The organism is Psychromonas arctica DSM 14288, assembly GCF_000482725.1.
In the GTDB taxonomy this organism is placed as follows: domain Bacteria; phylum Pseudomonadota; class Gammaproteobacteria; order Enterobacterales; family Psychromonadaceae; genus Psychromonas; species Psychromonas arctica.
This window is the reverse complement of sequence record NZ_AXWP01000027.1, coordinates 52,722-75,716: the sequence shown is the minus strand read 5'-3', so window position 1 is coordinate 75,716 and position 22,995 is coordinate 52,722. Positions and strand designations below refer to the sequence as shown.

23 protein-coding genes are annotated in these 22,995 nt (G+C 37.9%); 18 read left to right on the top strand and 5 right to left on the bottom strand.

The window, feature by feature from the left end; genetic code table 11:
* Positions 1-12 precede the first annotated feature (12 nt).
* The 3 genes from H592_RS0105020 (at position 13) to H592_RS0105010 (ending at position 2,181) form a co-directional block, all read left to right on the top strand.
* Positions 13-504, top strand: a complete 492-nt coding sequence (locus H592_RS0105020; protein ID WP_028867817.1) for a GNAT family N-acetyltransferase — start codon at positions 13-15, stop codon at positions 502-504.
* Between the two features lie 120 nt (positions 505-624).
* Positions 625-1,485, top strand: a complete 861-nt coding sequence (locus tag H592_RS21515; RefSeq protein ID WP_037070932.1) for a DMT family transporter — start codon at positions 625-627, stop codon at positions 1,483-1,485.
* Positions 1,486-1,578: 93 nt separating this feature from the next.
* Complete coding sequence (locus H592_RS0105010; protein WP_028867816.1) at positions 1,579-2,181, top strand: acyl carrier protein phosphodiesterase; 603 nt, start codon at positions 1,579-1,581, stop codon at positions 2,179-2,181.
* Positions 2,182-2,273: 92 nt separating this feature from the next.
* On the opposite strand, the gene H592_RS0105005 is transcribed toward H592_RS0105010, so the two are convergent.
* Both H592_RS0105005 and H592_RS0105000 read right to left on the bottom strand, forming a co-directional pair.
* Positions 2,274-2,840 carry a phosphoribosyltransferase gene (locus H592_RS0105005; RefSeq protein WP_028867815.1) on the bottom strand — a complete coding sequence of 189 codons (567 nt, stop codon included), beginning with the start codon at positions 2,838-2,840 and terminating at the stop codon, positions 2,274-2,276.
* A gap of 407 nt (positions 2,841-3,247) precedes the next feature.
* Positions 3,248-4,237, bottom strand: coding sequence for a 2-hydroxyacid dehydrogenase (locus H592_RS0105000; protein WP_028867814.1), 990 nt, complete (start codon positions 4,235-4,237; stop codon positions 3,248-3,250).
* Between the two features lie 402 nt (positions 4,238-4,639).
* Between H592_RS0105000 and H592_RS0104995 the strand changes: the two genes are divergently transcribed.
* Together H592_RS0104995 and H592_RS0104990 are read left to right on the top strand one after the other, a co-directional pair.
* Positions 4,640-6,748, top strand: coding sequence for a protein-disulfide reductase DsbD family protein (locus H592_RS0104995; RefSeq protein ID WP_028867813.1), 2,109 nt, complete (start codon positions 4,640-4,642; stop codon positions 6,746-6,748).
* A gap of 31 nt (positions 6,749-6,779) precedes the next feature.
* A complete protein-coding gene (locus H592_RS0104990) occupies positions 6,780-7,262 on the top strand; it encodes a protein disulfide oxidoreductase (RefSeq protein ID WP_028867812.1) in 483 nt (160 codons plus the stop codon).
* A gap of 141 nt (positions 7,263-7,403) precedes the next feature.
* Here the strand turns inward: H592_RS0104990 and pckA are convergent, their stop codons facing one another.
* From pckA to hslR, 3 genes are all read right to left on the bottom strand, one after another.
* On the bottom strand, positions 7,404-9,023 hold the full coding sequence (gene pckA, locus H592_RS0104985) for a phosphoenolpyruvate carboxykinase (ATP) (RefSeq protein ID WP_028867811.1): 1,620 nt from the start codon (positions 9,021-9,023) through the stop codon (positions 7,404-7,406).
* Positions 9,024-9,197: 174 nt separating this feature from the next.
* Complete coding sequence (hslO, locus tag H592_RS0104980; protein ID WP_028867810.1) at positions 9,198-10,058, bottom strand: Hsp33 family molecular chaperone HslO; 861 nt, start codon at positions 10,056-10,058, stop codon at positions 9,198-9,200.
* A 29-nt stretch (positions 10,059-10,087) separates the two neighbouring features.
* Positions 10,088-10,492 (bottom strand): ribosome-associated heat shock protein Hsp15, encoded by a 405-nt coding sequence (gene hslR, locus H592_RS0104975; RefSeq protein ID WP_037070927.1) that lies wholly within the window; start codon positions 10,490-10,492, stop codon positions 10,088-10,090.
* A gap of 297 nt (positions 10,493-10,789) precedes the next feature.
* Here hslR and gspC point away from each other — a divergent pair, with 297 nt between their 5' ends.
* From gspC to lexA, 13 genes are all read left to right on the top strand, one after another.
* Positions 10,790-11,638 carry a type II secretion system protein GspC gene (gene gspC, locus H592_RS0104970; protein ID WP_028867808.1) on the top strand — a complete coding sequence of 283 codons (849 nt, stop codon included), beginning with the start codon at positions 10,790-10,792 and terminating at the stop codon, positions 11,636-11,638.
* 51 nt (positions 11,639-11,689) lie between these two features.
* Positions 11,690-13,711: a type II secretion system secretin GspD gene (gspD, locus tag H592_RS0104965; RefSeq protein ID WP_028867807.1), complete on the top strand. Its 2,022-nt coding sequence runs from the start codon at positions 11,690-11,692 to the stop codon at positions 13,709-13,711.
* A complete protein-coding gene (gene gspE, locus H592_RS0104960) occupies positions 13,704-15,224 on the top strand; it encodes a type II secretion system ATPase GspE (protein ID WP_028867806.1) in 1,521 nt (506 codons plus the stop codon). The genes gspD and gspE overlap by 8 nt, the downstream gene beginning before the upstream one ends.
* A gap of 1 nt (position 15,225) precedes the next feature.
* Complete coding sequence (gspF, locus tag H592_RS0104955) at positions 15,226-16,440, top strand: type II secretion system inner membrane protein GspF (protein ID WP_028867805.1); 1,215 nt, start codon at positions 15,226-15,228, stop codon at positions 16,438-16,440.
* Positions 16,441-16,500: 60 nt separating this feature from the next.
* On the top strand, positions 16,501-16,920 hold the full coding sequence (gene gspG / locus H592_RS0104950) for a type II secretion system major pseudopilin GspG (protein ID WP_037070963.1): 420 nt from the start codon (positions 16,501-16,503) through the stop codon (positions 16,918-16,920).
* A 27-nt stretch (positions 16,921-16,947) separates the two neighbouring features.
* Positions 16,948-17,526 carry a type II secretion system minor pseudopilin GspH gene (gene gspH / locus H592_RS0104945; RefSeq protein ID WP_156916074.1) on the top strand — a complete coding sequence of 193 codons (579 nt, stop codon included), beginning with the start codon at positions 16,948-16,950 and terminating at the stop codon, positions 17,524-17,526.
* 3 nt (positions 17,527-17,529) lie between these two features.
* Positions 17,530-17,919 carry a type II secretion system minor pseudopilin GspI gene (gene gspI, locus H592_RS0104940; RefSeq protein WP_051368997.1) on the top strand — a complete coding sequence of 130 codons (390 nt, stop codon included), beginning with the start codon at positions 17,530-17,532 and terminating at the stop codon, positions 17,917-17,919.
* Positions 17,906-18,541 carry a type II secretion system minor pseudopilin GspJ gene (gene gspJ / locus H592_RS0104935; RefSeq protein WP_028867801.1) on the top strand — a complete coding sequence of 212 codons (636 nt, stop codon included), beginning with the start codon at positions 17,906-17,908 and terminating at the stop codon, positions 18,539-18,541. The genes gspI and gspJ overlap by 14 nt, the downstream gene beginning before the upstream one ends.
* Complete coding sequence (gspK, locus tag H592_RS0104930) at positions 18,541-19,545, top strand: type II secretion system minor pseudopilin GspK (RefSeq protein ID WP_028867800.1); 1,005 nt, start codon at positions 18,541-18,543, stop codon at positions 19,543-19,545. Before gspJ ends, gspK begins: the two co-directional genes overlap by 1 nt.
* Positions 19,542-20,741, top strand: coding sequence for a type II secretion system protein GspL (gene gspL / locus H592_RS0104925; protein WP_028867799.1), 1,200 nt, complete (start codon positions 19,542-19,544; stop codon positions 20,739-20,741). Before gspK ends, gspL begins: the two co-directional genes overlap by 4 nt.
* A complete protein-coding gene (locus H592_RS0104920) occupies positions 20,741-21,223 on the top strand; it encodes a type II secretion system protein M (RefSeq protein WP_028867798.1) in 483 nt (160 codons plus the stop codon). The genes gspL and H592_RS0104920 overlap by 1 nt, the downstream gene beginning before the upstream one ends.
* Positions 21,224-21,241: 18 nt before the next feature.
* Positions 21,242-21,991 (top strand): type II secretion system protein N, encoded by a 750-nt coding sequence (locus H592_RS0104915; RefSeq protein WP_028867797.1) that lies wholly within the window; start codon positions 21,242-21,244, stop codon positions 21,989-21,991.
* Positions 21,992-22,329: 338 nt separating this feature from the next.
* Entirely contained in the window at positions 22,330-22,959 is a 630-nt protein-coding gene (gene lexA / locus H592_RS0104910) for a transcriptional repressor LexA (protein ID WP_028867796.1), read from the top strand.
* Positions 22,960-22,995 lie beyond the last annotated feature (36 nt).

The following is a 22,995-nucleotide window of genomic DNA, read 5'->3' as shown; positions in this document are numbered from 1 at the left end:
AGAAGGTACAGAATGACAAAGGTTAGTATTTATTATTTAGAAATGAAGCAGGCGAAGCAGCTTAAACCCAAACAGCCAATTCCTGGACTAACCATTACCGAAGCAGAAATTAAGAATTATCGTGTTAACCGGTTTTTATATTCATTCGTGGGTGAGCAATGGCAATGGTTCGATAAGCTTAATGATACAGAACAAACTTGGAAAGCTTATGCTGAACGTGAGGAATTACGTACTTGGGTCGCTTATTATCAAGGTAGTATTGTTGGATATTTTGAGCTTGAAATAGGCGAACAGCAAGCAGTAGAGATTAAATATTTTGGGTTGGCACCTGAATTTATCGGCCAAGGTTTTGGTGGATATTTATTAACTTATGCTATTCAGCAGGCTTGGACAGTATGCCATGCAAAGCGTGTTTGGGTTCATACCTGTAGTTTAGATCATCCAAGTGCACTGGCTAATTATAAGGCAAGAGGATTAGCTTTATATCAACAAAAACAGGAGTAGGTGCCGTGATAGAAAGTCATTAATAGACTTTAATTTTTGATCGCTTCATTATGCCTATAAAAATTACTATAGTAGCTGAAATACACTGGTGGTAGGATGCCTACTTTTTAGAGGCGAACTATGCCAGCGGGTTTATGCTTTTTAATCGCTACCTTTTTATGGGGTAGCTCATTTGTAGCTTTGAAAGCGGCAATTGATATTTATCCACCTTCCTTTGTTATATTTTTGCGGATGTTAATTACTCTCCTCATTTGCTTTTGTTTAAAGCCTTGGATTAAACGCTTTAAGTATCAACAAGGTGACTGGAAGTGGTTATTAATGATGTCTTTAGCAGAACCTTGCTTATATTTTTTATTTGAAGGTTATGCCATGCAATATACCTCTGCCTCGCAAGCCGGTATTATCGTTTCATGCTTACCTTTAATGGTCGCTTTTTTTGCTTTTTTTCTGATCCAAGAAAAGCTCAGTAAGCAAATTATCATCGGATTTGGGTTGTGTATTACGGGCAGTATTTTATTGAGCCTCGTTTCGCCTAATACAGATCATGCCCCTAATCCTTTATTAGGTAATACCTTAGAATTTATTGCGATGGTGTGTGCTGCATTTTATGTTGTTAGCATGAAACACTTATTGAATCGATATTCAGCGTTGTCTTTAATCGCTTTACAAGGTTTATCTGGTACGCTGTTCTTCGCTCCGTTTTTATTATTCATAGAGTTGCCGGTAAAACATGATGTTAATGCGTTATTAAATATTCTTTATTTAGGCTCTGCAGTGACTTTAGGCGCCTATGGCATGTATAACTATGCATTGGCACGATCTTCGGTATTAACCGCTGCTGCTTATTCTAATTTAGTTCCTATTTTTGCATTGTTATTGTCTGCACTATTATTGAATGAAATATTAACTGTTTGGCAGTGGGCGAGTATTGCTGTTGTCTTTATTGGCATTCTAATCAGCAAACGCCATGCTTACGTATAACATGTTAACCTAACGTTATATGCTAGTGAGTAAATATTCTGTTCGCATGTAAATGGTAGTTGGTGTTTACATCTTTTTAAGGGATAGATTTCTATGAATTATCTGGCTCATCTGCATATCGCAGAGGTTACGAATACCAGTTTTAGTGGTAATTTCCTAGGAGATTTTGTCAAAGGAAATCCTGAAGGCTTGTTCCCTAAAGAGATTGTTGAGGGGATTAGATTGCATCGTTATGTTGATAGTTTTACAGACAAACATACCCAAGTACTTGCTGCCAAATTGTTATTTCCTCAATCATTGCGTCGATATGCCCCCATTGCATTAGATATGTTTTGGGACCATTTCCTGGCTCGATATTGGTCGACTTTCCATGCTTTATCTTTAGCTGAATTTTGCCAATTGGCAGAGCAAAATATTATTAAAGAAACAAATATTAAAGACGTATCGCTACCGGAACGGTTTTGCCGTGTTAATAATTGGGTTTGGCAAGATAAATGGCTTGAGTCGTATCAAAAAATTTCTAATATTGACTATGCCTTACAACGTATGGCAACACGCAGTGAACGAATGGCTCCTTTAGCTGAGACGGGAAAAATTTTAAATGAACATTACAACCAACTCAGTGATATTTTCTTTGAGTTATATGCACATGTTTTGCAAGCGAGTGATGAGTTTGTGGCTGATTATCGAAATTAACAGCGTTGAGGATCTTACAATAGAGCTTGGAATAAACACAAAAGGAGACTAAATAGTCTCCTTTTGTTCATTTATTAACTAATAAAGTTATTTTATTTTTCAGTAAATAAATGCTTAATATTTTGGAAGTCGCCTTTACCTTCAGTGATCTCTTCAATTGATAAACCCGATACTTCATGTGGAAAAACTAACCATTCTTCAGACTCATGAATATAATAATCCGGCACCATGTCAACGGCTTTATTTTTAGGCTTGTAATAAGGTGTTGCAATACGTACATCACGTGGCATGTTTAAACGCATCACCTCATTTAATTTTTCTGTCAATGCAACAACACTGCGGCCAGAGTCAAAAACATCATCAACGATTAATAAACCATCGTCAGCATTGGCATTTTCAATGATGTAATGTAAACCATGTACTTTAATGGTTTTGCTTTGCTTACCAATACCATAATAAGAAGAAGTACGTACTGCGATATGATCTGTTTCTACTTTTTTGTAGTCAAAGAATTCTTGAACTGCAATACCAATTGGGGCACCACCACGCCAAATACCAACAATAAACTGCGGGCGAAAGCCGCTATCGTATACTTGTGCAGCAAGACGAAATGAGTCTTCAAGTAATTGTTGTGCAGTGATAAAGACTTTGTCAGACATATCATTTTCCTCTGGAATTAATTTAGTCGCGCAGTTTAAACTAAAAAAGGCTTCCGTGCACAATTTGCTCAATAAAAATAATGATCGAAAGTAACTTTAAAGTAGATTCTAGGATTTAACGCGATACTTACAATAAATTATGCCATTTGGTGGAAGGTTGTTTATTGATCTTAGCTCAAGTAATGCCGATTGTACTGATATTTGATGCTCTACTAAGTCCGCTAAATAGCCGGTCCATCTTATTGGTTAAAATCTATCACTTGTACATGAAACTGATTTATTTTTCCTGTCCCATATTTGATTTCATCTTTAATGGAATTACTCTTAATCAGTAAAAAGTGCAGATAAATGAACGAGATTGAATAATTAACTATTTTCAGCGTAGCGTTTATCTGCAGTTGTATTTTTTATTCGTTAACTTGGTTAACACTGGTAATATCAGAAGCAAGATCTCTTAAATTATCGAGCGTGGTTTGAGCGATACTAGTGAGTGCTTCTTTTGTTAAAAATGCTTGGTGTCCGGTAAAAATAACATTATGGCAAGCAGACAGACGTCGGAATATATCATCGGTAATGATTTCACTAGAATGATCATTAAAGAATAAATGTTCTTCTTCTTCATATACATCTAAGCCTAAACCACCAATACGACCTGATTTTAAAGCTTCAATAGCATCATGGGCATTTAACAATCCACCGCGACTGGTATTGATAATCGTCACCCCATCTTTCATCAACGCAAAAGTATCTTTATTTAATAAATGTTTATTGTCACTGGTTAATGGGCAATGCAAGCTGATCACATCGCTATTTGAAAATAGAGTCTTTAGGTCAACGTACTCTGCACCTAATGCTGTTGCATGTTCTGATGGGTAAGGGTCTGAAGCTAATATACGACAACCAAAACCTTTAAAGATCGCCATGGTCGCGACCCCTATTTTACCCGTGCCGATAATACCGATTGTTTTACCATGTAAATTAAAGCCTACTAGCCCCTCTAAAGAGAAATTAGCATCACGCGTACGTTGGTAAGCTTTGTGTGTTCGGCGGTTAAGTGTCATTAATAAAGCGATAGCATGTTCTGCAACAGCTTCTGGAGAATATGCTGGAACACGTACAATCGTGAATCCTAGGGATTTAGCACAAAATAAATCGATGTTATTAAAACCTGCGCAGCGCATGGCAATATATTTAATACCTAATGCATGCAATTGCTTTAAAACCGGCTCACTCAAATCATCATTTACAAAAGCACAAATAGCATCAAATCCAGAAGCCAACGCGACGGTTTGCAAGTTGAGCTGAGTATCGAAAAAGTTGATGCTAATCGGAGCTGAAATTAATGGCTTAAAGTGTTGAATATCATAACTGCGAGAACTGAACATGGCGACTTTCATAAAGGTGGCTCCCTATTAAATACTATTGCTGGAATGGCGTTGTTGTTTTCTGCAACCAAGATAGCAATACATAATGTTTTATTGGTGAACTGAGTTCACAAAGAAATATTTGATCATCATCTCATTTTATCACTAAGCTTAAGTAATACCAATCGACCTAACAGCCTGATCATATAAAGAAAGGCTGTATCGATATTAATTAATGATGTTGCCGAGCTTATTAATTTCAATGAATTTAATTATTTGCTAATAAGTGCAATAAATTTAGCGTTATTATGGTCAACTAGGAGCATGGTAGTGAACCTTTTATGCTTAAGTCAGCCATAAACCAATATGTAATTTTGCTCGAAATTTTAACTTAATGAATCATTAGGTTGTGTTGTGTATTTTCTCGGAGTATTCATGCCCACTGTTAAACGTTATTTTTTGTTATTATTCTCTCTTTGTATTTTTTCCATTAATGCATTAGCACTGGCACCTGAAACAGGATGGATAAGTAATCTTAATCATCTTCCTGTCAAAGTTAATTTACAGCTCACTGGTCAAGCTCAACAAAATACAGCCAATGCATTGTTAAATGTAAATCTCGATGCAGATTGGAAAACCTATTGGCGATCACCTGGTGAAGGTGGCGTTGCACCTACTTTTGAGTGGGAAGCTGAATCGACTAATATAAAAGCATTCGACTGGTCTTGGCCTACTCCAAAACGCTATCCTGTACTAGGTGTTGAGACTGTGGGGTATAAAGATAAAATTCACTTTCCTCTGCATATTACTGTTAACGATCCCGAACAACCTAGTCGTTTAAAGGGGACGCTGACATTAGCTTCATGTACCACAATTTGTGTATTAACAGATTATAATATAGATCTGCGTTTTGATTTGGCTCAATTGAGCATCAATGAAGACATTGCTTTTGCTTATGCTCAGGCTGTAAGTAGTGTGCCTATCCTCGTAGACCAAAGTGCCATTGATACACAAAAAAATAATGCGAATATTACGCATATCACTAGTTCTTGGGATCAGTTCAATCAACAAGTGGTCGTACAGCTATCTCATCAAATAGGTTGGCAGCAACCCGATCTTTTCATTGATAGTAGCGACGCTGAACTAGACAATGTGTTTTTTTCTAAGCCTACTATCTCAGTGTCTGAGAAACAGGTTACTGCGACCTTTGCCGTAAGCAGTTGGGGAGGAGAAGTTGATTTAAGTAATGCCAATGTGAATATCACGGTGGTAGACGATAGTGTTGCTGTTGAAGTTGCTACCACATTAGGGAAGCAAATTATTTCAACTAATGAAGAGTCCATTGCATCGATTTTCTTGATTGCATTATTGGGTGGGTTAATTCTCAATATCATGCCCTGCGTATTACCGGTATTAGGTATGAAGTTAAGCTCCGTGCTAGGCGTCGAAGCCAGTCAACGAGGAAAAGTGCGTAAACAATTTTTAGCCTCTAGTGCGGGTATTATTAGCTCTTTTTGGCTGCTAGCTGCTTTCTTACTCGTTCTTAAGTTGTCAGGTGAAGCATTAGGTTGGGGTATTCAATTCCAAAGTCCTTACTTTATTATTTTTATGATTATCGTGACGGCCTTGTTTACTGCCAATATGCTAGGTTTATTTGAAATCCAACTACCTTCTTCGATGCAGACTTGGTTAGCGAAAAAAGGTGGAAACTCTTATCTTGGACACTATCTACAAGGTATGTTTGCTACCTTATTAGCGACTCCTTGTTCGGCCCCTTTCTTAGGGACTGCGGTAGCGTTTGCCTTAGGCGCGAGTGCTTGGCAGCTATTTGCAGTCTTTACCGCCTTAGGGATGGGGATGGCATTACCTTGGTTATTAATTGCTTTATTTCCTAGCATCGCATTATTAATGCCTAAACCAGGTAAATGGATGGGAACAGTTAAAAATGTGTTTGGTGTGTTAATTTTAGCCACTTGTTTATGGTTAGTGAGCCTACTAAGTAGCTTTATTAGCGTGTTTTATACTGTTTTAGTTGCATTGTTAGTATTGCTTTTATTGGCTGTCTTGATTATTAAAAAGCATGGTAAACGTATCTTTTTTATTATCTTCAGCATTTTTATGATGGTCGTTTCTGTTGTATTAATTGTTGGGAGCTTAACTGCTAAACATTGGGCCAATCCTTTACAGGATGAAATTAGTTGGGTGCCATTAGATGCACAAGTTATTCAACAGCAGGTTGATCAAGGTAACGTTATTTTTGTGGATGTCACCGCAAAATGGTGTGTCACTTGTAAAGCTAATAAAGTAGGGGTTTTATTACAAGATCCTGTGTATAGCGCATTACAAGAAAGGGGAGTGATCGCAATGAGTGGAGATTGGACTGTGCGATCGGACTCTGTCACTGCGTATTTACAATCATTTGGGCGCTATGGTGTACCTTTTAATATTGTTTATGGACCTGCCGCACCAAACGGTATTGAGTTATCGACCATTTTAAATAGCGAAGATGTCATTAATGCAATGCAACAAGCAAAAGGGCAGTAGGGTGACAGAGAAGAAGCTCAAAAGGACATGGTTGTCACGACTTAAAACCGTGACAATGTATGGGCTTTTTATACTCGCTGTGGGTTGGGGAGCTGACTTCTGGCGAGCTCAGTCAATTGTTTCAGGAAAAGCACCTGAGTTAGTTGCAATGAGTATCCAAGGAAAACAAGTCGACTTAATAGCGATGAGTCAAGACAAGCCAGTATTGGTTTATTTCTGGGCAACTTGGTGTAGTGTTTGTAGCACTGTTTCACCTTCAGTTGATTTTGTGAGTGGCAATATGCAAGTTGTTACCGTTGCATTAAACTCAGGCGACGATATGCGTATTCAGCAATACATGAGTGCAAAAGATTATGACTTTACTGTGCTTAATGACGCTACAGGATTAATTGGACGCGCATGGGGGATTAGTTTGACGCCAACCTTGATGGTGATAGATAAGGGGCAAATTACTTCTGTGACAACCGGGTTTACTAGCCCCTTTGGCATGTGGGCGAGAATGTTATTAAGTTAAGCCTTTCAAATTCAGCCTTTCTTAGATTCAAATAATAAAAAACTAACATTAATCAGTTATTAATTAATGTTAGTTTTAAGTTTTAAGTTTTAAGTTTTAAGTTTTAAGTTTTAATTTAACCGTTACTTCTTAATTTAACAGTTATTTATCAAGCGTAGGGCCGGCAGATAATAATACCTTACCTTCTTCCTTGTCCGTATAACGTGCAAAGTTATCAATGAATAGATGTGCTAGTTTTTCAGCTTTCTCATTCCATTCCGATGCATCGCTATAAGTATCTCTAGGGTCTAAAATATTGCTGTCTACATTAGGTAATGCAGTCGGTACTTCTAAGTTAAATAGTGGAATCGTTTTAGTTTCAGCATGTTCAATTGATCCATCTAGAATCGCATCAATAATCCCGCGTGTATCTTTAATTGAAATACGTTTACCAGAACCATTCCAACCCGTATTTACTAAGTACGCTTCTGCACCACATGCTTCCATTCGTTTTACTAATTGTTGTGCGTATTGAGTTGGATGTAAGCTCAAGAATGCTGCGCCAAAACAAGCAGAAAATGTAGGAGTCGGCTCTGTGATACCACGTTCAGTACCAGCTAACTTGGCAGTGAAACCAGATAAGAAGTGATATTGAGTTTGTGCTTTAGTCAATTTAGAAACCGGTGGTAAAACCCCAAATGCATCTGCTGATAAAAAGATTACTTTTTGCGCGTGTCCACCTTTAGAAATTGGTTTTACTATGTTTACGATATGATCTATCGGATATGAAACACGTCCATTTTCAGTTTTACTTGCATCGTCATAATCAACTTCACCTTGCTCATTAATCATCACATTTTCTAGTAAAGCATTACGTCGAATTGCACCATAAATATCAGGTTCAGCTTCGGCACTTAATCGAATAGTTTTCGCGTAACAACCACCTTCAAAATTAAATACACCATCATCATCCCAGCCATGCTCATCATCACCGATTAATGCACGTTTAGGATCTGTTGAAAGTGTTGTTTTCCCTGTTCCTGACAAACCAAAGAAAATTGCCGTATCGCCAGCTTTGCCTATATTTGCAGAGCAATGCATTGACGCCATACCATTCAGCGGTAATAAATAGTTCATCACAGAGAACAAACCTTTTTTCATCTCTCCGCCATACCAAGTGCCACCAATTACTTGTATTTTTTCTGTTAGATTAAAGGCAACAAAGTTTTCTGAGTTGAGGCCATTTTTTTCCCAATCGGGATTAGTTGTTTTAGAGCCGTTCATTACAACAAAATCGGGTTCAAAATCAATTAGTTCTTCAGCAGTTGGGCGAATAAACATGTTCGTTACAAAGTGTGCCTGCCATGCAACTTCCATTATAAAACGTACTTTTAAACGAGAGTTGGCATTAGCACCACAATAGGCATCAACAACGAACAAGCGCTTACTAGAGAGTTGTTTTGATACAAGGCCTTTTAGGTGTGCCCAAGTATCTTGATCAATTGCTTTGTTGTCATTTTTACCCTGATCACTCCACCAAACGGTATCGCGAGTTGTATCATCTTTTACTATATATTTATCTTTCGGTGAACGACCAGTAAAGATGCCTGTATCAACTGCAACAGTGCCATTATTAGTAATCGTACCTTTTTCATAACCACTTAATGAGTCTGCAGTTTCTTCTGTAAACAAGGTTTCATAACTAGGGTTATAAAGAACTTCTGAAACATCGGTAATACCGTACTGTTGTAACTGTTTGGTCGATAGTGCTATTTGGGTCATAGTTAGCTCCATTATGACGTGTAATTTTATTGTAAAAGAAATGAAAACAAGAGTGTGTAGGGTAGGGGAATTGAAGTTATTTTTGTGGGAGCAGGCTCAAATAATCGATTAAAAAAAAGCCACAATAAAAATTATTATGGCTACTTCGTGATGTGACAACAATAGTTGATCAAATTAGTGTTTTTGATCCGTAGAAGTGAATAAAATCTGTAGATCTTTTTCCTTAAATGAATAAGTGGTTGCGCAATATTCACAACGCATATCAATACTCTCTTGTTCTTCTAAAATTTCTTTTATTTCAGATTCTTGAAGAGATGCTAAAGACGATAAACAGCGTTCTTGAGAGCAGCCACACTTAAAGCTAATGGGTTGTAGCTCAAATAAACGTACTTGTTCTTGATGATACAAACGGAATAATAGTTCTTCATTACTTAAGGTAAAAATTTCTTCTGCTTTAATGGTGCCGGCTAATGCACAAACATGCGCAAAATCTTCTTCATGCGTATCGCTGTGTGCAGGTAACGTTTGTACTAATAATCCCGCTGCTTGTGCTGGTGTTGCTTGACTATCGGCAAATAAACTAATTTTAGTCGCTAATTGCTCTGACTGTACAAAATAATCTTCTAAACACGCCGCTAAACTATCTTTTTCTAATGCCACTATACCTTGATATCGTTCACCGTTCTCTGGTGTGATAGTTATCATCAGGTTGCCTTTTCCAATTAACTGTAAAAAAGATAAACCAGTGGTATCGCCTTGATAACGCGCCGTACCACGCACTTCTAAATCTTGATTTGCATTAATGACAGCCATGCTCAGTGGACCATCACCCTGTATTTGAACGGTGATTTTTCCCTCAAATTTTAACGTTGCCGTTAATAAACTGGTGGCAATTAACAATTCACCGATGGTATTAGCTATTTCAACGGGATAGTCATGGTTATTGATGCATTGTTGAAAAGCTGTGTGTGCTTGTGCAATTTCGCCGCGAATTTCAAAATCATCAAATAGGAAGCGTTGTAGTTGGTCTGTCATAGTTTCTCTCAATATTTATTCTGCAACGATTAATCAAAATTCGCTGTGTTACGTTGTGTTTTTGCGTGTATTAATTCACGGCGTTCTTTTTTATTGGGCTTACGGTCTGGATGTGGTGCATTTTGTAAACTGAGTTTACGTAAAACTTGGTATTGTTCTCGCTTAGCGATACTTTTTTCTGTTTCTTTATAAAGCGTTTGCGCAATTGGCGCACCGCGACGCTGTTCTGAAAGGGCTTCAATGCAGACTTCAAATAAAAGCTCACCCTGTCGAATTGACAATAATGCCCCTAACTCTACATTTTTGCTCGCTTTACAGCGTTGGCCGTTATAATGGACTTTACCACCTTGCACCATTTCACGAGCTAAGCTGCGGGTTTTATAGAATCTCGCAGCCCACAACCATTTGTCTAATCGTACCGTTGTTTCTTTCATATTTTTCACTCAAAAGCGGATTTTAGTTTAGCAAAAATCAACTTTGTTATTAAGTTAAAAGAAAATAATGAATTATTAAGGTAATTAAATTGGGGCAAAATTTGATAAATCAAGGCATAGTTGTGTGATAATGCTATATTCAAAGGGCTATTCTATCGCCAACTAAAGCATAAAGTTCCAGGATAGATCTCATTATTTGAGCTTACCTAGTTATGTTGATTTATAAAGATTGGCGTTGGCATTAGTATGGTAAATAAGAATGGTTAATATTCAGTGTAAATAAATAGGATGTAAAGAGTGGCGATAATATCCCTACTACCGAAAATAATATTGGCAGTTATCTGTGCTTTAATCGCCTATCAGATAGCGTTATTTACTTGGGCTGTTTATCCCATAAAAGACAGCACATATGAGTGGACTCCTCCTTCCATTGACCCAAAGACAAAAGCGGTAGCATTAAACTCTCAAAAAATTCAGCAGCAGCATTTATTCGGAGAATTTCAAGGGCAACGTAAGCAGCCTGTCCAATCTACTCAAACAGATGCGCCTAAAACGCGCTTAAAACTGACTTTAGTAGGCATTGTTGCGGCTTCAGATCCTGAGCTTTCAAGTGTTATCATTGAATATAAAAATGTCCAGGATAGTTATTTTATTGATTCTGAGATTGAAGGGACTGATGCAAGTGTGAGCCAAATATATAGTGATCGAATTATTATTTCGGTAGGTGGTGAGGAACAAACGTTAATATTAGATGGTCTAGAACAAGCCAATAAAAGAATGGCCAGAATTGAAAATGGTCAAATATCTGCAAAAGGTCAAACTAGATCAAGTAAAAGAACTGAAATTGCACTTGATAGGAAGGCATTGTTGAAAAACCCTAGCAAGCTGCTCGATTATATTAGGATCTCCCCCGTTAGAGAAGGCAATCAGATCCAAGGGTATCGTGTGAGCCCTGGTAAAGATCCTAGTTTATTTGAAGAAGCAGGATTACAAGAAGGTGATTTAGCAGTAGAACTAAACGGTATTGATTTAACCGATATCAGCCAAGCGATGGGGCTAATGAAAGAATTCCCCACCATGACAGAAATGAGCTTAACCGTTGACCGCGATGGTGAGTTAAACGAGTTATTTTTTAGTATTCCGTAGTATAAAAATAAGTTTAAGCTGCTGAAACAAGTAAACAATGAGGTTGTTGTAATGATTTTAGGGATAAAGAAAAAATTGGTTGGATTGATCGGAGCCAGTATTTTTGTTTTGTTTTCACAGGCCACTTTGGTACAAGCTGCTGAATATTCAGCGAGCTTTAAAAATGCGGATCTGAATGAGTTCATTAATATTGTCGGTAAGAACCTACAAAAAACGATTATTCTAGACCCAGCTGTGCGTGGAAAAATCAATGTTCGCAGCTATGACTTACTAAATGAACAACAATATTATCAATTCTTTTTAAATGTTTTGGAAGTATACGGATTTGCTGTTGTTGAAATGGATAATGGGGTCCTTAAAGTCATTAAAGCAAAAGATGCTAAAGTAGCCGCAATTCCAGTCGTGGATGATGGAAGTCGCTTTAAAGGTGATGAAATGGTCACTCGAGTGGTGCCTGTTATTAATGTCTCGGTGCGTGAACTTGCGCCGCTATTACGTCAGTTAAACGATAGTGCGGGTGGTGGTAACGTGGTTCATTATGATCCTTCTAACGTTATTATGATCACTGGCCGTGCTTCGGTGGTTAATCGTTTAGTGAAAATTATCCAGCGCGTTGATAAAGCCGGTGACCAAGAAGTTGATATCGTTAAACTAGAGTATGCAAGTGCGCTAGAAATGGTCAATATGATCAATTCTATTCAGCAAACACCAAAAACCTCAAAAAATAGTACGAGTAGTGTACTTAAACCACGTTTAGTTGCTGATGAGCGTACTAATTCAGTGATTGTTAGTGGTGAACCTAAAACACGTGCCCGTGTTATTAAATTAGTGAGGTCACTCGATAACGAATTAAAGAATAATGGTAATACCCGTGTATTTTACCTTAAATATGCCAATGCAAAAGAAGTCGTCGATGTGTTAACAGGAGTTAGTAAAGGCATTGAAGATGCGTCTGGTGGTCAGTCTGGCTCCTCTAAAAACATGTCTTCTTTAAATATTCAAGCGCATGAAGGGACGAATGCCATTGTGATTTCAGCGCAGCCAGCCTTGATGTCATCATTGAGTAGTATTATTCGTCAGCTAGATATTCGTCGAGCACAAGTATTAGTAGAAGCAATTGTGGTAGAGGTATCGGAAGGGAATGGTATCAACTTAAGTGTGCAATGGGCTTCTACGGCAGGTGCTGGAACGCAGTTTAATGATAATGGCATAACCGCGAGCGAGCTTGCAACTGGCGTTTATGCGATTAACAATGATGAAGACGATTATGAAGACCTCGCTTCATCGCTAGCATCAATTGCTGGTGGTGTGGCTGGTTATGTGGGTAGTGATTGGGGAGTAATATTACAGGCACTAAGTACGACAACAGGGTCTAATATTCTTGCTACACCTAGTTTGACTACGCTTGATAATCAAGAAGCTAGCTTTATTGTGGGTGATGAAGTGCCTGTATTGACAGGCTCTACATCTAGTTCATCGAATGATAATCCTTTTCAAACCATTGAGCGTAGAGAAGTCGGTATAAAACTGAAGGTCACTCCGCAAATTAATGAAGGTGACTCAGTGCAAATGGTGATTGAGCAAGAAGTCTCAAACATTAAAGGAAAAACCTCGGTAGATGTTATTTTTGCTACTCGTGCAGTAAAAACTACTGTGTTAGCTAAGTCAGGTGAGACCATTGTTATTGGTGGATTAATTGATGAAACAGTGAATGAAACTGTTGATAAAGTGCCGTTATTAGGTGATATCCCTTATTTAGGGCAGCTTTTTCGATCGACTAAAAGTAGTACTGAAAAACGTAATTTAATGATTTTCTTACGTGCAACCATTATTAGAGATGATCAAACTATGATGGAATTGAGCCAACGTAAATACGGTTTAATTCGTCAAATACAATTAGGTCAAACTGAAGATGGCATTGAATTGATGCCAAATAGTAATGTGCCAGTATTACCTGAATGGGGACAACCTGTTGAAATAGACCCTAACATGTTCCGTAAAAATCAAGAATATAATAAAGCGAAGCAAGAGGCGGCACAAAACAAAGAAGAGACAGGTCAAGTGAATGAGTAATTTAAGCGATATCGACGCGATTGACGAGGCTGAAGTAGTCGAGTTTACTCCTTCAGGACAGTTGCCTTTTGCTTTTTCCAAAAAGCATGAATTAGTCATGCAGCACAATGGACAACAGAGTGAGTTGTGCTTTAAAAAAACGCCGAATGTTGAGCTATTGATAGAAGTACGCCGTGTTATTGGTCAGGCTTTTACGATTAAACAAGTAGAGAGTGATGAGTTTGATAAGTTAGTGGCTCGCGCTTACCAATCATCTTCCTTAGAAACGCAACAATTGATGGAAGATTTAGGCGCTGACGATTTCTTTACTTTGGCCGAAGAGCTGCCAGCTAACGATGATTTATTAGAAGCTGAAGATGATGCTCCGATTATTAAATTAATTAATGCGATGTTAGGTGAGGCGATTAAAGAAGAAGCGTCTGATATTCATATTGAAACCTTTGAACAAACATTAATTATTCGTTTCCGTATTGATGGTGTATTAAGAGAAATATTAAAACCACATCGTAAATTAGCAGCACTGTTAGTGTCACGTATTAAAGTGATGGCAAAACTGGATATCGCTGAAAAGCGCATTCCACAGGATGGTCGTATTTCATTACGTATTGGCGGTCGCGCAGTAGATGTACGTGTATCAACTATGCCTGCAAGTCATGGAGAGCGTGTTGTACTACGTTTATTAGATAAAAATGCAGTTAAGCTAGAGCTTTCTACATTAGGCATGACCAAAGAAAATCACGTATTATTACAAAATCTTATCCATAAACCACATGGTATCGTATTAGTGACCGGGCCCACTGGCTCGGGTAAAAGTACTACGCTTTATGCTAGCCTATTGGAGATCAATTCTAGAGATAGAAATATCCTCACAGTCGAAGATCCTATTGAGTATGCCATCGATGGTATTGGTCAAACTCAAGTAAATACCAAGGTTGATATGACATTTGCTCGTGGTTTACGTGCTATTTTACGTCAAGATCCTGATGTTGTGATGATTGGTGAAATTCGAGACCTTGAAACTGCTGAAATCGCAGTACAAGCGAGTTTAACTGGGCATTTAGTATTATCTACATTACACACCAATTCTGCAGTAGGTGCGGTGACCCGTTTACGTGATATGGGCGTTGAACCCTTTCTTTTATCTTCTAGTATTTTAGGTGTACTAGCGCAGCGGTTAGTGCGCCGTTTATGCCCACAATGTAAAGCTCCGCATTCAGCAAGTCCTTCAGAAAAAGAAATATTAGGTATTACTGAGCTTGAAGAGGCCACTATTTATCGCCCTGATGGTTGTCGTCAATGTAACCATACTGGATATCGAGGGCGTACCGGGATCCATGAACTGTTAGTCGTTAATGAGGTGGTGCGTGAATTAATTCATACCGGGGCTGGTGAGCAAGCTGTGGAACGAGAAATTCGTAAAACCTCTGCGAGCATTCGAGATGACGGAATTAAGAAAGTATTACAAGGTCAAACGACGTTAGAAGAAATTTTACGTGTGACAAGAGAGGATTAGTGTGGCTACTTTTTCCTATAAAGCGTTAGACGCAAAAGGCAAACAAACTCAAGGAACACAAGAGGCAGACTCTGCTCGAATGTTGCGTCAACAATTGCGTAATGTAGGCTTGATGCCCTTAGAAGTTGAAGCAATAGCCTCAAAACGTAAAAGGGTTGGTAAGGCTTTTATTCAAAGTAAAATAAAAACTGCTGATTTAGCTTTGATCACTCGTCAGCTATCTACCTTAGTTGCTTCTTCCATTCCCCTTGAAGAGTCATTGCAAGCAGTAGCGGAGCAATGTGATAAGCCTAAAATTAAAAGCATGCTAGCGTCGGTACGTGGTGGAGTAATTGAAGGTCATACACTCGCAGATAGTATGCGCAATTACCCTATGATTTTTGATGATCTATTTTGCGCGATGGTCGCGGCGGGAGAAAAATCAGGACATCTAGAAAAAGTACTAGATAGGCTCGCTGATTACGCCGAACAACGACAAGAAATGAAAAGTAAGATGATGCAAGCGCTGATTTATCCGCTCGTATTAACCTTAGTGGCTATCTCTGTTGTTGCTATTCTATTAACGTCAGTAGTACCGCAAGTGGTTGGACAATTTCAGCATATGGGAGCAGATTTACCTGGGTCGACACTTTTTTTGATTGCGGCTAGTGATGCAGTAAGCGCCTATGGTTTGTACTTTGTAGGCTTCTGTATTATTGCTTTGTTGTTGTTTAAACATCATTTGCGAAAAGCGAATAACCAATTACGCTTCGACCGGTTTTTATTACGTATTCCGGTTGCAGGGAAAGTCGCAAATGAATTAAATACAGCACGATTTGCACGTACATTAAGTATTTTAAATAGCAGTGCTGTGCCATTGTTAGAGGCAATGGGTATTGCCGGTGATGTATTAAGCAATCAATATATTCGCTTAAAAGTGAAGGAAGCCGCTGAACGTGTTCGTGAAGGAACAAGTTTGGGGAGAGCATTAGATAGTACTAAGTTGTTTCCTCCGATGATGTTACACATGATCGCCAGTGGAGAAAGAAGTGGTGAATTAGGTAATATGTTGGAACGATCTGCCGATAATCAAGACAAACAGTTTTCGGCACAAGTAACATTAGCACTAGGGGTATTTGAACCTGCGCTCGTTATCTCAATGGCGGGAGTGGTTTTGTTTATTGTTACAGCCATTTTACAGCCAATTTTGGCTCTTAATAATATGGTTTCAGGATAACTGAACTATACAATTTATATAATAAAAAAAGGTGAAAGCGTGAAAGATTTAAAACCAAAAATGAAACAAAAAGGTTTTACATTATTAGAAATCATGGTGGTTATCGTTATTTTAGGTGTATTAGCAGCAATGGTTGTACCTAACTTAATCGGTAATAAAGATAAAGCAGATGTACAAAAAGTTAAATCAGACATTATTGCCTTAGAAAATGCATTAGATATGTATAAATTAGATAACAGTGTTTATCCGACAACCGATCAAGGTTTAGAAGCATTAGTTTCAGAGCCAAGCGCATCTCCTGCACCACGTAATTATCGTGAAGATGGTTACATCAAGCGACTTCCTCAAGATCCGTGGGGTAATGATTACATTCTAAATAGTCCAGGTGAGAAAGGTAAAATCGATGTACTTTCAGTCGGTTTGGATGGTGAAGAAGGAACTGATGATGATATCGGTACATGGAACCTCAATGATAAATAATGCATAAATGTATTTGTGGCCATTCCAATGCATAATGTGAAAGGTTTCACTTTATTAGAAGTCATGCTGGTATTAGTGTTAATGGGCATGATTTCTGTTGGCGTGGTCATGACATTAACCAGCTCAGGTAACACTGCGCAAAGCAGCCAATGGCATGCGCAACGTTTTAGTACTTTATTACAGCTAGCACAGGATCAGGCATTAATTTTAAATACTGAATTTGGTATTGAGTTTAATGAGCAAGGTTACACTTTTGCTTTTTATAACTTTAGTAAAAGACAATGGCAACCTTTAGTAAACTCGCAGATCAATGGTTACATAACATTCCCAGACAATATTAGTGTCGAATATAATCTAGTGGGCAACGTTTGGGGGGAGTTAGAACAAGCACAGAAAAAAGCGGACTCTGACACTTTTGTAGAGCAATCATATCTAGTTAACATTGACGGTCAAACAAGACAGTCATCTATTAACCCACATGTTTTTATTATGTCTAGTGGTGAAGTGACACCTTTCAGCTATCAATTTTCTAGTGCAGAGAATGTATCGCGTAAAATAACCGTTAAAGTGGGTATGAGCGGTCAAGTTGAATTAACTAATGAGTGATTTATGAGCAAATTGTTCACTTATCAAGGTATTAAAAAACATCAAGGCATGACGCTATTAGAAGTGATGCTAGCGTTAGTGATTTTAGCCTCTGCTGGTATTGCGGTAATGCAAGCCGCATCACAATCATTAAGTAATCAAAGTTATTTACAGCAAAAAACATTCGCAATGTGGGTAGCAAGCAACCGCCTTGCAGAGCTTAAATTACAACAGCAGTGGCCTGAATTACACTGGCGTCGAGAGGAAGTGGAGTTTGCGAATACTAAGTGGTATCTGCGCTTTCAAGGTGTAGCAACAGGTAATACGGATTTCAGGGCATTAGATGTTGAAGTGAGTGACCAAAAAGATGGGCAAGCGCTTGGGTATATAAGGACTTACATTGCCAAACCATAAGTACCATCAGCAGGTTAAACAAAATGGTTTTACCTTAATTGAAATTTTGATTGCCATTGCTATTTTTGCAACATTAAGCCTCGCTGCTTACCAGATATTGCAAGGTGTTTTACGCAGTGGAGAAATCAGCCGTGAGCATGATAAGCACTTAGTTGAAATTCAGCGTGGTATGTTATTAATTGAACGTGATTTTGTACAAATGGTGGCACGCATTTCACGAACAGGTAATGCCGAAGATGAAAAATTACAAGTATTGTATGTGGGAAAAAAAGTATTGGATTCAGATTCTGAAGGCATAGAGTTTAATCGCTTAGGTTGGACTAACCCACTTAATTTATTGCCTCGTTCAACTATTTTACGAGTAGGTTATCGCGTTAAGAATAATCAATTACAGCGTTTGTATTATTTACACCCAGATATTGTCGCGGGAGAGAAACCGGAACAACAAGTAATATTAAACGATGTTAATAGTTTAAGTTTTAGATTTTGGGATGATGATTGGATAGATACTTGGAATGCAGATAAAACAATACCTAAAGGTATTGAAATGACGATTAACAGCCAACATTACGGTGAATTAAAGCGAGTTTTTATATTGCCTGATAGTACGGTAGAAGATTAATGGTGAAACATCATAAGCAACGAGGTATTGCATTAATCACTATTTTAATGATTTTAGCCATCATGGTGACCATTGCTGCCACTATGACAGGGCGAATGACCTCTAGCTTATTGCGCACAGAAGGACTTTCGTATTCAGAAAAAGTATATTGGTACGGGCAAGCGACCGTGGATTTTAGTCGCATGGTATTAGAAGATGATTTTGCCGATAGCGAAGTGATTAGTCTAGATCAAATATGGGCCACGCCAGATATCGTTTTTCCTGTCGACGAAGGATCGATTACCGGCAACATGGTAGATTACCGTCGCTGTTTTAATATTAATGCCATTGCCCAAGCTGACCAAGATGATACTCGTGCTTTACCTATTAGCCAATTTCAAATATTACTGATTTCGCTAGGTGTTGAAGAGTATGCTGCTGAAATAATTGCAGAGTCTACGCGGGATTGGCTGGATAACAATGATACTGTCGATGTTTCACAGGGTGCAGAAGATAGATATTACGAGTCAGTGGGAGTACCACATTTAACCGCTAACCATTTGATGGTTGATGTTTCAGAGTTAAGAGCAATACAAGGGGTTACTGATCAGATTTATGAACGCATAAAACCTTTTTTATGTGCTCTACCTGCATCAAATCAGTTGATTAATGTGAATACGGTTAATAAAAAACAACCACAAATACTATTTGCTTTATTTCCACCTGAATTGCTTATTACAATAGAGGATATTCAATCTATATTAGACGATAGACCAATTAGTGGTTGGGCATCTGTTGATGAATTTTTAGCATCAGAATTAATTGCCGATAAGTTAATACCTGATGTGATCAGTTCACAGTTAAGTGTCACGAGTGATTTTTTTCAATTATTTGGTTTAGCAGAGTTTGATCAGCGAGTAATGGTTTTCAAGCTATTATTTAAAGTAGAGAATAAAAAAGCGACGACTATTCGTTTCCAATATGCAGGAGTTGAAGAGGTGGTTGGCATGGAGATGTTCAAGTGAGTGAACAATTAATTATCCGCTTAGCAAGTGAAGCACACCAAACTATCCATTGGTTAGTTTGGTCTGAAAGTGAAAAAGAGATCATTGCGTCGGGTGATTTAGATAATGCACAGGCATTGAAATTGTTAGCGGAAAAAGCACAGTCTCGTAAAGTTATTTGCTTAGTGCCAGGCGTCGATGTCACATTAAAATCAGTAGTGATTAAAGGGACCTATACACGTCAAATGCAACAAGCTCTGCCTTATATGTTGGAAGATGACTTGGCTAGTGATGTTGATAAGTTACACTTTTCAGTTTTAGCTAAAAAAACAGACTTAGTTGAAATTGCCATTTGTTTTAAAAGTAAATTAACAATGTGGTTGGGTTGGTTAGCTGATGCCGATATTTTTTGTCAACGTTTGATTCCAGAGGCATTAACACTGCCCCTACCTACGGAGCAACAATGGCAAGCATTACAACTTGATAACCAATGGTTAATACGTACCGATGAATATCAAGCTTGGTGTTGTGAAAGTGATATGTTAAATAACATTTTGCAATTACATTTATTAGATAAACCAGAACAGCAAATTGAAAGTTATAGTGCCATTCCCCATGATTGTATAGGCCAGTGGCAGCAAAAAGCAGTTGTATTGCCGATGCAATTGTTAGCAGAGGGGTGTCTTAATAATTCTATTAATCTGTTAACTGGTGAGTTTAAAGTTAAAAAAGAAAGTAATTTTCAATTCGCTAAGTGGAAGCTACCTGCAATTGCCGCTGCTATCTTGTTTATTGTGGTATTAATTAATGCTGTTATCACCACAAAACAAGCAGCTCGAGAAACCTTATTAGTAAAACATCAAGTAGAAACTCTCTACCAAAAAGCTTTTCCTAATCAATCACCTTTACGATACAGCCGAATTAAGAAAAAATTGAAAAGTTTGTTGGCTGAATCATCGATTGGTACACAGGCAGATGGTTTGTTACCGATGTTAAATGATTTGCTTCCAGTTTTTCAAGCGGTACCGAGCTTACAAATTTCAACGTTAAAATTTAATCGTGCAAACCAACAAATAAGTTTAGCGGTTAGTGCCGATAGCTTTCAGGCCTTTGAATTACTCGCCAAAAAAGTTCCTACTAAATATACGCTTGGCCAAGGGGCATTGAGTAATAATAAAAACCGTGTCAGCGGTGTATTAACGGTGAGGGTTAACTAATGTTTGAACAAATCAAAGAGTGGTGGGATAACATTTCAGAAAGAGAGCAACAGCTGACCTTTATTTCGCTGGTGGTTATATTCATTGCGATTATTTATTTTCTTATTTGGCAACCTATTGCGACTAATTTAGCAGAGAGTCAGCAAAAACTACAAAGTAGCCAACAAACATTACATTGGGTAGAAAGTAATGCTAATAAACTCGTTGCTGCGGGTGTTGGAAATAATAAGACAACGGCGAGAAAACAAAATTTATCACAGTTGATTAGTAGTACTGCAAAGCGTAATAAAATTGTTATTTCTCGTATTCAAAACCGTAATGGCAGCGTTGATATTTGGATTAATCAAGTTGAATTCAACCAATTCTTAAAATGGATCACTGCATTACAAAATCAATACCAAGTACAAGTTAATAGTGCTGATTTAAATCAGGATAAAATACAAGGTATGGTTAAGATTAACCGTTTGTCATTAAGTTATTAGCATTGTAAAAGGGTTCAAATGAAAGTCAAAATAGCGGTACTTGTTGTATTGGTTTACTGTGGTAGTTTATTAGTTAATCTACCTGCTGCTGCTGTTGTCAGCTGGATGCCAGCTTCAACGGTTAAAATCAATAATGTTTCTGGTAGCCTATGGAATGGACAAGCCAAACAAATTATCATCAACCCTAAGGTTACGCTCCATAATGTGCAATGGAATGTTCAATTAAAAGCATTATTGAATTTAGCAATAGGTGCTGATGTCTCCTTTTATAATGGCCCTAATAAAATGTCAGGCAAAGGTTTTGTGCAATATGGTTTAACAGGTGCAAGCGCATCAAATGTTATGGTTGATTTAACCTCCGCAGAATTACTCACATTGATACCAACTAAATTACCAGTAAAAATAGAAGGTGATTTTTCTGCAGTTATTCAGCAGATAAAGCAAGGTGACCCTTACTGTGAGCAATTACAGGGAACAGTGGTATGGCATAATGCCTTTGTTTATAGTCAAATGGGTAATGTAAATTTAGCTTCTCCTTCCGTAGACTTAGGATGTGATAATGGCAATATTACTGCTTTTGTCACTCAAGAATCTGAGCAATTAAATACAAACTTAGATATTAATCTTGGCGAGGGCGGTATCTACCAATTAAATGGTGAAATTCAAGGCACAGATAAACTCCCCCCATCGATAGCACAATCATTAACTTGGATTGGTCCTAAAAACGACAGCGGTGCAACCACTGTTAGTTTTAAAGGTGTGTTATAAGCGGTCTACGTTGTCTGAATTTACTTGCGAGCTCTTCGACGTGCAGTCTAAAATCGCCTTGACGTTCAGTTCACTGATGATTGTAAGTGGAATGGTGAGTGGGATGAATAAATGTCGAATTTTAGAGGCCTGTGGTTTTTTATTGTTACTTCGAACAGTACGTCCTTTGTCCATTTCTGAGCTTTTTAAATAGGTTTAAAATCATTAATCTATTCAAACTGATAGTAGTCGCATAAATTCCTATAAAAACGGCGCTAAAGAGAAACAGCCCCTAGTAATTATCCATGTATAAATATACACTGTGTTTGTTTACAGTTTTTTATTGCTTGGAGTTCATAATGAAAGAATTAACCAAACGCCAAGGCGAAGTCTTAGACGTTATTAAAGATCAGATTGCAAAAACTGGCATGCCTCCTACGCGTGTTGAATTAGCGAAAATACTTGGGTTTAAAAGCGCCAATGCAGCAGAAGAGCATTTGAAAGCTTTAGCACGTAAAGGTGCAATTGAAATATTGTCAGGCACCTCTCGTGGTATTCGTGTTGTTAGCGACCATAAAGATAATGAAATAGTGGCCGATGAAGGTTTACCTTTAATTGGCAAAGTCGCTGCTGGTGAACCTATTCTTGCTCAAGAGCATGTAGAAGCACATTACGATGTTGACCCCGCTTTATTTCATCCTGCGGCAGATTTTTTACTGCGCGTTGAAGGTGAAAGCATGAAAGATATTGGTATTATGGATGGCGACTTATTGGCTGTACATAAAACTCAAAACATAAACAATGGCCAAGTTGTAGTTGCGCGTGTTGAAGACAATGTCACCGTAAAACGTTTTTATCGTGATGGTAAGCAGATAACATTAAAAGCAGAAAATGCTTTATTTGATGCGATAAAGGTCGACTTAGAGTATCAATCTTTTGATATTGAAGGGATTGCGGTCGGGGTTATTCGTACTGCAGATTGGATGTAATTGGCAATTAGTGTTATTAATAACCCTCTTCCAAAC

Coding starts and splice junctions, on each gene's coding strand:
- H592_RS0105020 (WP_028867817.1), top strand. CDS start 13: ATGACAAAGGTTAGTATTTATTATTTAGAAATGAAGCAGGCGAAGCAG.
- H592_RS21515 (WP_037070932.1), top strand. CDS start 625: ATGCCAGCGGGTTTATGCTTTTTAATCGCTACCTTTTTATGGGGTAGC.
- H592_RS0105010 (WP_028867816.1), top strand. CDS start 1,579: ATGAATTATCTGGCTCATCTGCATATCGCAGAGGTTACGAATACCAGT.
- H592_RS0105005 (WP_028867815.1), bottom strand. CDS start 2,840: ATGTCTGACAAAGTCTTTATCACTGCACAACAATTACTTGAAGACTCA.
- H592_RS0105000 (WP_028867814.1), bottom strand. CDS start 4,237: ATGAAAGTCGCCATGTTCAGTTCTCGCAGTTATGATATTCAACACTTT.
- H592_RS0104995 (WP_028867813.1), top strand. CDS start 4,640: ATGCCCACTGTTAAACGTTATTTTTTGTTATTATTCTCTCTTTGTATT.
- pckA (WP_028867811.1), bottom strand. CDS start 9,023: ATGACCCAAATAGCACTATCGACCAAACAGTTACAACAGTACGGTATT.
- hslO (WP_028867810.1), bottom strand. CDS start 10,058: ATGACAGACCAACTACAACGCTTCCTATTTGATGATTTTGAAATTCGC.
- hslR (WP_037070927.1), bottom strand. CDS start 10,492: ATGAAAGAAACAACGGTACGATTAGACAAATGGTTGTGGGCTGCGAGA.
- gspD (WP_028867807.1), top strand. CDS start 11,690: ATGATTTTAGGGATAAAGAAAAAATTGGTTGGATTGATCGGAGCCAGT.
- gspE (WP_028867806.1), top strand. CDS start 13,704: ATGAGTAATTTAAGCGATATCGACGCGATTGACGAGGCTGAAGTAGTC.
- gspG (WP_037070963.1), top strand. CDS start 16,501: ATGAAACAAAAAGGTTTTACATTATTAGAAATCATGGTGGTTATCGTT.
- gspH (WP_156916074.1), top strand. CDS start 16,948: ATGCATAATGTGAAAGGTTTCACTTTATTAGAAGTCATGCTGGTATTA.
- gspI (WP_051368997.1), top strand. CDS start 17,530: ATGAGCAAATTGTTCACTTATCAAGGTATTAAAAAACATCAAGGCATG.
- gspK (WP_028867800.1), top strand. CDS start 18,541: ATGGTGAAACATCATAAGCAACGAGGTATTGCATTAATCACTATTTTA.
- H592_RS0104920 (WP_028867798.1), top strand. CDS start 20,741: ATGTTTGAACAAATCAAAGAGTGGTGGGATAACATTTCAGAAAGAGAG.
- H592_RS0104915 (WP_028867797.1), top strand. CDS start 21,242: ATGAAAGTCAAAATAGCGGTACTTGTTGTATTGGTTTACTGTGGTAGT.
- lexA (WP_028867796.1), top strand. CDS start 22,330: ATGAAAGAATTAACCAAACGCCAAGGCGAAGTCTTAGACGTTATTAAA.